The sequence below is a fragment of the Herpetosiphon sp. genome (genome assembly GCF_003512625.1).
Classification (GTDB): domain Bacteria; phylum Chloroflexota; class Chloroflexia; order Chloroflexales; family Herpetosiphonaceae; genus Herpetosiphon; species Herpetosiphon aurantiacus.
Map to the genome: position 1 here is coordinate 1 of NZ_DOPT01000086.1, position 8658 is coordinate 8658.

The 8658-nt window shown below is 48.0% G+C and carries 11 protein-coding genes; 2 read left to right on the forward strand and 9 right to left on the reverse strand.

The features are described from left to right. The 6 genes from DEF47_RS18115 to DEF47_RS18140 all read right to left on the reverse strand — a co-directional run. A partial coding sequence (locus tag DEF47_RS18115) for a hypothetical protein (RefSeq protein ID WP_287045277.1) occupies positions 1-437 on the reverse strand: 437 nt, incomplete at its 3' end. Then, entirely contained in the window at positions 434-2005 is a 1572-nt protein-coding gene (locus DEF47_RS18120) for a hypothetical protein (protein ID WP_012188934.1), read from the reverse strand. The genes DEF47_RS18115 and DEF47_RS18120, both read right to left, overlap by 4 nt. Before the next feature lie 8 nt (positions 2006-2013). After that, positions 2014-3447: a terminase large subunit domain-containing protein gene (locus tag DEF47_RS18125; protein ID WP_012188935.1), complete on the reverse strand. Its 1434-nt coding sequence runs from the start codon at positions 3445-3447 to the stop codon at positions 2014-2016. Further along, positions 3378-4097, reverse strand: a complete 720-nt coding sequence (locus tag DEF47_RS18130; RefSeq protein ID WP_012188936.1) for a hypothetical protein — start codon at positions 4095-4097, stop codon at positions 3378-3380. The genes DEF47_RS18125 and DEF47_RS18130 overlap by 70 nt, the downstream gene beginning before the upstream one ends. A 131-nt stretch (positions 4098-4228) precedes the next feature. After that, positions 4229-4564 (reverse strand): hypothetical protein, encoded by a 336-nt coding sequence (locus DEF47_RS18135; RefSeq protein ID WP_012188937.1) that lies wholly within the window; start codon positions 4562-4564, stop codon positions 4229-4231. After that, positions 4561-5010, reverse strand: a complete 450-nt coding sequence (locus DEF47_RS18140; RefSeq protein WP_012188938.1) for a hypothetical protein — start codon at positions 5008-5010, stop codon at positions 4561-4563. The genes DEF47_RS18135 and DEF47_RS18140 overlap by 4 nt, the downstream gene beginning before the upstream one ends. A gap of 350 nt (positions 5011-5360) precedes the next feature. Here DEF47_RS18140 and DEF47_RS18145 point away from each other — a divergent pair, with 350 nt between their 5' ends. Together DEF47_RS18145 and DEF47_RS18150 are read left to right on the forward strand one after the other, a co-directional pair. Continuing rightward, entirely contained in the window at positions 5361-5708 is a 348-nt protein-coding gene (locus DEF47_RS18145; RefSeq protein ID WP_041304217.1) for a hypothetical protein, read from the forward strand. Next, a complete protein-coding gene (locus DEF47_RS18150; RefSeq protein ID WP_041304220.1) occupies positions 5701-6063 on the forward strand; it encodes a hypothetical protein in 363 nt (120 codons plus the stop codon). The genes DEF47_RS18145 and DEF47_RS18150 overlap by 8 nt, the downstream gene beginning before the upstream one ends. A gap of 57 nt (positions 6064-6120) precedes the next feature. On the opposite strand, the gene DEF47_RS18155 is transcribed toward DEF47_RS18150, so the two are convergent. Genes DEF47_RS18155 through DEF47_RS18165 form a run of 3 tightly spaced genes read right to left on the reverse strand, consistent with a single transcriptional unit; the run spans position 6121 to position 8208 of the window. Beyond that, positions 6121-7242: a hypothetical protein gene (locus tag DEF47_RS18155; RefSeq protein ID WP_012188939.1), complete on the reverse strand. Its 1122-nt coding sequence runs from the start codon at positions 7240-7242 to the stop codon at positions 6121-6123. Beyond that, positions 7239-7805 carry a hypothetical protein gene (locus DEF47_RS18160; RefSeq protein WP_012188940.1) on the reverse strand — a complete coding sequence of 189 codons (567 nt, stop codon included), beginning with the start codon at positions 7803-7805 and terminating at the stop codon, positions 7239-7241. Before DEF47_RS18160 ends, DEF47_RS18155 begins: the two co-directional genes overlap by 4 nt. Positions 7806-7857: 52 nt before the next feature. Further along, positions 7858-8208, reverse strand: coding sequence for a hypothetical protein (locus tag DEF47_RS18165; RefSeq protein WP_012188941.1), 351 nt, complete (start codon positions 8206-8208; stop codon positions 7858-7860). Positions 8209-8658 lie beyond the last annotated feature (450 nt).

Genomic DNA, 8658 nt, shown 5'->3' on the forward strand with positions numbered 1-8658 from the left:
CTCAGCAAGAGCGCCAAGGGATTGTCAGCCCGTGCCAGCGCGGCAATGTTTTCAAATGCGCCGCTGTTCAACTGCGTGAATGACCCTTGAATCGCGCCGGAATAGCGCAACCACGCCGTGGCCTGCTCCGCGCCCATACTGGCAAAACTCAACTGCTGGGCTTGCATGATGGCCGCTGCATCGGCGTTGTACTTGGCCAATTCCCGCTGGAGCTGCACCAACAACGCTTGGTAGCGCTCGTTCGCATACAGTTGCGATTCACTGACCGTTTGCCCATCAGCTTTGGTCTGACTCATTTGAAACGCCAACGCTTCCATTTCGGCCTGCAACGCCGCTTCGACCGTGCGCCAGCGTGTGGTCAGCGCGTCCATCGCACTCGCGTTCTGCGCCTGAAGCTCAGCACGGAATTGATTGGCAATGGCAACCGCGTCGATCATGCGGGCTGCTCCAATCCGGTGCTAGCAGCACCACTATCAAGTCGCGCTTGCTGCATTGCCAAGGCTGCGCCTAAACTTCGAGCGCTACGAGCCTGCTTTTCTTCCTGCTCGGCAGCAATGCGAGCCTTTTCAGCATCGACATCTTCAACATCAATCAGACTCAAGAACAGGTCGTGACTAATGGCCCCTTTTTCATAGGCGGCCAATAAAAAGTTGCGTTCCTCGCTGCTCAGGCTACCCAGCCACAACCGTGGCGTGACATCGGCGCGGAGACTATCAAAGGCTTGAGCACGACCTGCAAAATGCGCCGCCAACGCGAGGGCCGCTTCGAGCACCCAGCGCACCAGCTGCTTGAGGGCCGTGGCCGTTGGCCCAAGCGACATCGCAAAATCCAACAACGCTTGTTTGCGGCTTTCCCCACTCGCCACCGCGTCACCACTCAGCAGCGCATGCAGTTGCTTGCACTCCTTGAGCATCCGGCTATAAATCGCTGCGTCGGTATCGATGAACGTGCCAACGGGAACGGGTTCACGCCATTGCACCGATGGGGTGGTGTAACCCGTGATGCGCTCAATCTGCCCATCTTTTTCACGCATCGGCAGCCCAATTAAATTGGTGGTTTTGCCCGGCCCGATGTCATACGGGCGATACACCCGCAACTTTTTACCCGGGTTGGCCGGGTCGTCTACTTCATCAAACGGCATTTGAGCATTGGTCATGACCCGCTCAACAAAGCCACTAATCACAATGTTGTGTTGGAGCATGGTCAGGGTCATATTGAGCGCCTTCTGCATTTGTTGCATGGACAACCCGATCAAGGGCTTGCAGACGATTTCGATCATCAGCAAATGACCCATCAGCGGTAGCCGTGTTTCGCCAGTCATTGCCTCGCCTTCGAGCGTGCGCATCACGGTTTGGCCTTCATCGATAAAGGTCACTTCTGCGACTTCTTTTTTATTGTCATTCGTATAGACATAGACCCCACATGCCTGCATCGTGGCTTTATCACGGCTCACCCCTGCTTGCTCGGGCGCTAACCAATCGAGCCAAATCAGGTTCAAGGCATCGGCCAAGGTTTCTTGGACTTGAATCACGTTGTCTTCGACATAGGCGGGTGGAACAAACAAGCGGAGCACGGCGCGACCATGCACCACGGCGGTGGCAATGCTTTCTTGCAGGATACCGAGTACATTGCGCTGATCCCACCAACTCGTCATGGCGGCTTCGGCCTCATCAAGCAAACCTTGCTCTTGGGGATTGGGTTGTTCCTCCTCTAGTAGCGGACGACGCACGGCATAGCTCCACTGGGGTTCACGGCCACACACGGCATTGGCGTGGCGCTCAATCACCTCGGCAATCACGTTGCTGGAAACAAACTCGCGCTGAATGCGAGTCATGACCTCGGTCGCGCCTTTATCCGTTGACGCAGGAGCTGGACCAGTCCACGCCGCCCCACCCTGCCAGTGATCGCCATCGCGAAACAGCACCGCACTTTTGACCGCTTCCGGCGTAGTTGGCAAGCGTTTTTTGGCGACTTCGACCGAGAGATTGTCAAAGGCTGTTGGCATCGATACCTCTAGTAGCTATTCCACGAGCCAGCCATGGCTTCGTCTTCGACTTCCATTGGTTGACTGGCAACCATCAGGGCAATGGCCCATGCCATCACGAAATCATCGTGATAGCCTGCGGGTGCGCCCGTCCCGCCGTTCTTCAAAATCCGATAAATCGCCAGTTCATTCAGCGCCGTTTGATTGCGAATTGTGACCAACACATCGCGCAGTGCCGTGGCGAACAAGTCAATCATTTGCGGCTTGGTCTGCGCATTGGTGAGCCACCCTGCTCGCCCATCAAGGCCATACACGATGCGGGTGAATCCGGCCAGTTTCATCGTGGTCAATACCGCGTGACCGTGATTGTTCCGCTCAACCGCAACCGTGGCCCCGTACACGTCTGACAAATTCATGAGAATGCGAGCGTATTCGTCCGGTTCCCATTTGCCGTGGACGCTGGCCATTTCTTCCCACGACACCGCATCGATCAAGGTGGCAGCGCAGAAGTCGCCGTGCTCCAGCCCTTCGGCCACGTCCGCTGCCAGAATGTAGCGTCGTCCTTGCTGCGGCAGGTGGTAAACGGTCACGCCGTCCAGGAGCGAGAGCGATGCTGGAAGCTCATCGAGCGCAAGGCCATCGCTGGGATTTTGCTTCAGCAGCCATGGCATTTTGAATCGCGTGCGCCCTGACACCAAAAAGGCTTCTTGCGCGGTTGAGGGATATTCTTGCCGCACCATGTCCGGGTCGGTATATTCCTCAAGCTGGTTGTGATACCACGCCGCATCCCGCGTTGGTCGTGCCCACCACGGTAAAAAGATCGTGGTAAAGCGATTTTTGGCACTGATGGCCTTGAGCCACAGTTGATGAAACAGATTGCCAATCCCATTGGCCGTCGATAAGACAATCAGTTGGCCGCCGCCGTCGATCGTGGGCTTGAGCGCGGTATACAACTGGGTTGCCCAGAGCAGGAACGCGGCTTCGTCCAAAATCACCAGTGATGCCGTAAAGCTGCGACCTGCCCCTTTGGTCGCGGGGAGTGACTTGACCCGACTGCCATTGGCCCATTCCAGTTCGGTCGTGTTGTCCGTGACTAGCGCTGGCGAGGCCTCACGCATCCACTCGGGTAAGCGTTCATACAAGCGCTTGACCCGTTGCAGCATCTCATCGGCTTCGCCTTGGCCTTTGCTGAAGATCAGCACCACTTTGCCCGGTTGGAAGAGGCAGAGCCACAACGCATAGGCGCAACACAACCAACTAATGCCTAATTGCCGTGCCTTGAGAATCAAGACCAAACGCTGGATTAAGAGTGTCCAGAGCACCTGTACTTGGGCAGGCCAGAGCGTAAAGGGCATCGCGCCGCTGCCATCCCCCAACCCTTGGGCATCGTCGATTAATCCGAAGTGGTGGGTGAAGTAGGCAGGGTCGGCATGGCACTTTGCCAGTTCGACAGCATTCGACATTGTTCCTCACGCCACTGCTGCAATTCCTTGGCAGCCTGTTCCAACGCTGGACTATCAATCACAATCGGCGCACTGCGATCCCCTTTATGCACATGTTCTTGTTTCTGCTTGCGACCTCCCGTTTCCTTGGCCAAGTCATCGAGCACCCCGCGATAATCACTAATGAGGGCCGAGTTGTAGCGGTAGATTTCAACCTGCTCGGCATACTCGCCTGCCCCGATTTGTTTGACATCGCGTATCCATACATTCGGTCGCTTGTGTGGGTGATGTTCGTCAACCTCTTTAATTTGTTCTTCTAAATCCTTAGCCAACTCCTTGAGCTTGATCACCCGCTCGAAGTCAAGGCCTAAGCCGTCTTCAAACACCTCACGTCGTCGAGCGGCCAGCGCATCATTTTTTGCTTGCTCCAGCTGCGCATCATAGGCTTTCGCACGATCGGTCCAATGGAATTCGGTTGACCAGTGAGCCAGTGTTTTGAAGCGAACTGTTGGCGGTTTGTTGGCGGTTTGTTGGCGGTAGCGCTCAAGCAAGATGCGTAACGAACGCCCACTCCCAAGGCGCAGATAATCGTTGCAGGCGACTACCGCCTTATCCGATTCGGTGGCGTGACGTTGACCTGTGATAAGTTGTAGTGGTTCGTGCGTGGTCATTGCTCGCCGCCTCGGTCGTTTCGCCGCTGGCGCGGCGGATAATATTAAGCGTCTTGCGATAGGTCATCGCTGATGACGATGAAGAAACACAGAACAAAGCCGATGGAGATCAGCGCACACCAGAGCATGGATTATGCGGATTCCTGCATCTTTTTCTGCTTTTCAGCCATCACGAGATCGCGGAGCAGGGTTTCGCTGAATGGCAAGCCATACTGGGTAAGATAGCCACTAGCAACCTGCACCGCTTTGGTCAATAGATCCTCAGCCTTAAGGCCGTGGGCTTCGGCTGCTCGCAAGCCTGCTTTCACTGCTCCATAAAGCGCGGCACGTTGCTCTGCCCCAAGATTGGCAGCAGCCCAAGTGTTCAAGGCGTTTGCCGCTTTGGGGGCAGCCGATTTGAGAAAACCAACAGCGAACGAGAGGGTGGTCACAATGACCAGCGCGATGGCGGTTTGAGTTAGGGTCATACCGATGCTCCTTGTCCAAGGGGTGATAATAATTCATCAATGGGGTCAAGCCCCGTGTGTTGATCGTCGGTTCGTGGAGAGGTGGTTGGGCGATCAAGGCCTGCCCGCCGAGGCTTTTTGGGCAAGGGGATCTGATGGTGATGACAGGTGTCTTCGAGGGCTTGGATGTACAACTGGGCATCCATGAGCGCATAGGCATCGATCGTCCAGCGTTCACGGGCATTGATCACTTCACGCCGCAAGGCGCTCAGCGCCAAATCGAACTGGGCACTGAGTGCCGCCAGTTCGCGTTTAGCCGCATCACGCACGGCATGCAACTCGGCTTTCAAGCTAACGTTTTCGCGGACAACCGAGAGGTAGCCCCGCGCAAACATCCATGCCCCAACCATCACGACAATGGTGAGGCCGATCAGCCATACCACCGCACCAATCAGTAGACTATCCATAGATCCCCAACCACATCAGGAGGAAGCGAAGGCCAGGCAAGAAGGGGTTTGCACAGAAAGGAGGAAAACAAAAAGCAACAGGTTAAATTGGTCTGTGCAGACCCCTGTTGCTTGCGAGGATTATAGCACGTCTGTGCTGTTTGTCAATGAAAATAAAGCGAATTATCCCAACTTATCCCACATATCCCACATCTTTAATAAAAATGATGTTGCAATTGAAATCCTTACATAGAGCGAATCTGATAATCTTCAATTATAGGCTCTGTCTATGATTCAATGTTGTAACATACAACATGAAACTCTAAATCTTTTTTTTCGTAAAGAGGCAAAGTTAAAATGGAAGGAATTATATGGAATGGCAAAATCTTACAATACAAATTCTATTTATGATTCTAGGACTATTGAGTTTTCTATATATGATTATTGGTCTATATAAATGGGTTGTATCAGGAGGAAATAGATATAATATTTATGAATCAATAAATATTATAAGTGATAGTATAATTATATTGATTATTGTAATTTCCTCTATTATTTTAGGTTATATACTGAAAATGGAATTTAATCAAGAATGGGCTATTATGATATCACTATTGTTTATGATATTTATGATATATTTGTATAAAAAAAGGATAATTTATTTATATAAATTTGATTACAAAAAAGATGATGAAGGAAATGGGGATATATATGAATAAAATAGAATTTCATCAAGAAGCAAAAGAACTTGTTGTTAAATACAGAGAAGATTATGTAAAAGATATTATATTTCATTCGAGAAATAAAGCAATTATAGATAAAGATGAAATTGTATTAAAAAAGCATGTCCTATTTGCTATTGATAAAATTTATGCTAATAAAGAGAAAAAATGGAAAGATGAAATGCTTAATATAATAGGTGGGATTTTTCTTGGTACCGGGCTGCAAGGTTTTATTAACGAATTAGGAATACCTGAAATTCGTATACCATTACTTATTATTTATGTAATTATGCTTATTATTGGTGCAATATGTGTTTCTGTGGTAATAACATCATCTCGGCGACGCATATAAAATAATTAAGAATTATGAGATTATTAATATTTTATTTATATAGTTATACAATTGATATTATTCAGTGCGTTTGATTTCTCGTAAATAATAACTATTACCTCGCTTTTCGCAGAATACCTCCACTTTCTCACCCCACAATGGGCGAACAATATCATTCATCATTCCTGGGGGTACAATAATCTTTTGTTTTTTATTATCGGAGAATAGCAGTTGAATCGTGTTATTCGCTGATATTTCATCAGCATGTTTTAATTGCCCCACAAAGGTCTGATGTTTAGATTTATCCTTTTTCGTTGCTATATTACTCCCCGCGAGCGTACTTATTTCAGGTGGGGTTTTATCAAAAGCAACTGATAAGACCTCATTACTCCCGCTTTGAAGCGTAGTCAAACCAACCATACGTACATCTTGTCCATCAGGGGCTATTTTTTTTGCAAGAGCAACGAAATTATTATAGTAGGACTCATTAGGTATACGTTCTTTTAACGATTGAAAATCTCCTTTATTTACTAAACTAATATTCTGGATAACATCTTCGAGAACAATGCTAGAAAGATCAATCTCTGGTATATCAAAGCGTTGCTGTCTACCGAGTTGCAATGTCACTGCAAAGCTTCCCGCTCGTGGGGCTGACATGTAGACGCTATAACCCTCCTGAAGAACTTGGGCTGTTCCGCCCCTTTCTCGAAATTCTCGTTTTAGTAGGCGCTCTACAGTGCGAAAAATCATTCGTTCAATATCTTGTAGCCTACTTAAGAAGATGTCCATGAGAGTAAGCCCTGGGTAAATCTCTTGGCCAGTCATTGATACTTGAACTTGACCGGGATCAATTTTAACATCACGAATTGCAAGATGTCGTTGGAAGTGAACTTGTTCGAGTAAATCGCGCAATTCTTCCGCGATCTCATATGGAGGATTTCCTGCCAGTGCTGTAGCAATTAAACGCTCTGCTAATCGGTGTTCGTCACAGTCAAGTGCCAAGGTGGCTGCACTACGATGAAGAATGGAACGAGTAGGTTCTGTATCAAAGGGTGCTACTAATGCTGCTGCTTCTATTTCTAGGTCAAGAGCCTGTCGTGAATAGGCAATAAAACTATGGATATCTCCAGTATGTTTCGCATGAAGTGCAAGATCTGCAAAGTCCATAGCTTGCATATGGAGTTCACGTACTGATTTCATTTTCGTACAACCCTTGCTGTAGGTTGACTAAATTCAACCACAACGACATATGCAGGCATTTGCATTGAATCGGAAGGATTCGTTTGCCTCAGTTTCAATTTGACGCGATTTTCAATGTCTTTACCAGATCCTTGGCGAATACCTGAGACTTCTAAACGGGCATCATGTTTATCAAAAGGCAGTATATCATCCCCATCCTGCTTCGCCAACCAGTAATCAAACCCTGTTCCTTTTCGTGATCGATTGATAACCGTATAATCTGTTAGCTCAACAGCGAGGAGACAAGCAATGCCACAAGCGGCGTGTTCAGTTGTATACTCTTCATCAGTCCATGCTGCGAGATGACGAGGCGTAATTTCATCCCAATCTTCAATAACAAAGCTATGATCGGATTTTGTATCGCACCGTCGTTCCACCGATAGCTGTACACCCCGAGAATGACGCTGATCTTCCAAACGAATTGAGCAAGCCTCGATCAGGTAGCGTCCCATATTGGGAGTTAAGCCAGGTATCTTTGTTTCTAGATCGTTGAGCTGGAGTCTTTTCGATACTGGTTGGGTCATAAAATCCTCAGCATGATAAAAAGAAAGGCTTAATTATTAGCTACAAAATTTCTTAGGAGGGTATTGCAAAACATAGAAGGCCTTCGTTTTGATCATCAGCACCAATAAAATAATTGCCTTGTATATGAACTTTATTTTTTAATGATCGTATTTTTGATACTATATCGTGATCATTTTGATGGACAGTGAACCAGCTAACGCCATCCCCGCCATTATTGAGACGGTCTACAAATGCTCCAAAGCTTTCAACACTTTCAAAATCAACCTGTTGAATATTTTTATAGTCTTTCTCAATTACTCTAATAAAATGCTGTGGATAGGATTTTTTTAATGCTTCTAATCTTTGTTTATCCTCTTCTAGTAACAAATCGTTACTTTCGGCAGTTCGTAACTGTAACCACATAACAAACCTCCAACTTACTTTGATAAAGATATTCCACATATTTAATATAGTGGGTTGTAGTCTATCACCTCCTAACGAACGCTACAAGACAAACATTTGTGCTTAAACAAAAACACCACCCAACTGGGTGGTGCTTGCAGTCCCCTCGCGAGCCTTAGTAACCTTGAGTGGCAGAACTACGGAAACATAAATCCTCACGATTATTGATCGTAATCCCTGCTGAGGATTCAGGTCTTTCGAATCGATGAATATATTGGTTATAGAATCTGGGCAGATAACGCTTTTATCCCCCAAAGAGGATTCAGGTCTTTCGAATCTAAACCTAAACGATTCTAGTACCAACTGGACATACCGGTTTTAATCCCCCAGAGAGGATTCAGGTCTTTCGAATAGGCTATTGACGCGATGTTTATCCCTATGTGGGAAGAGTTTTAATCCCCCAGAGAGGAT

Coding starts and splice junctions, on each gene's coding strand:
- DEF47_RS18150 (WP_041304220.1), top strand. CDS start 5,701: ATGAATAAAATAGAATTTCATCAAGAAGCAAAAGAACTTGTTGTTAAA.
- DEF47_RS18160 (WP_012188940.1), bottom strand. CDS start 7,805: ATGACCCAACCAGTATCGAAAAGACTCCAGCTCAACGATCTAGAAACA.
- DEF47_RS18120 (WP_012188934.1), bottom strand. CDS start 2,005: ATGCCAACAGCCTTTGACAATCTCTCGGTCGAAGTCGCCAAAAAACGC.
- DEF47_RS18135 (WP_012188937.1), bottom strand. CDS start 4,564: ATGACCCTAACTCAAACCGCCATCGCGCTGGTCATTGTGACCACCCTC.
- DEF47_RS18140 (WP_012188938.1), bottom strand. CDS start 5,010: ATGGATAGTCTACTGATTGGTGCGGTGGTATGGCTGATCGGCCTCACC.
- DEF47_RS18130 (WP_012188936.1), bottom strand. CDS start 4,097: ATGACCACGCACGAACCACTACAACTTATCACAGGTCAACGTCACGCC.
- DEF47_RS18125 (WP_012188935.1), bottom strand. CDS start 3,447: ATGTCGAATGCTGTCGAACTGGCAAAGTGCCATGCCGACCCTGCCTAC.
- DEF47_RS18165 (WP_012188941.1), bottom strand. CDS start 8,208: ATGTGGTTACAGTTACGAACTGCCGAAAGTAACGATTTGTTACTAGAA.
- DEF47_RS18145 (WP_041304217.1), top strand. CDS start 5,361: ATGGAATGGCAAAATCTTACAATACAAATTCTATTTATGATTCTAGGA.
- DEF47_RS18155 (WP_012188939.1), bottom strand. CDS start 7,242: ATGAAATCAGTACGTGAACTCCATATGCAAGCTATGGACTTTGCAGAT.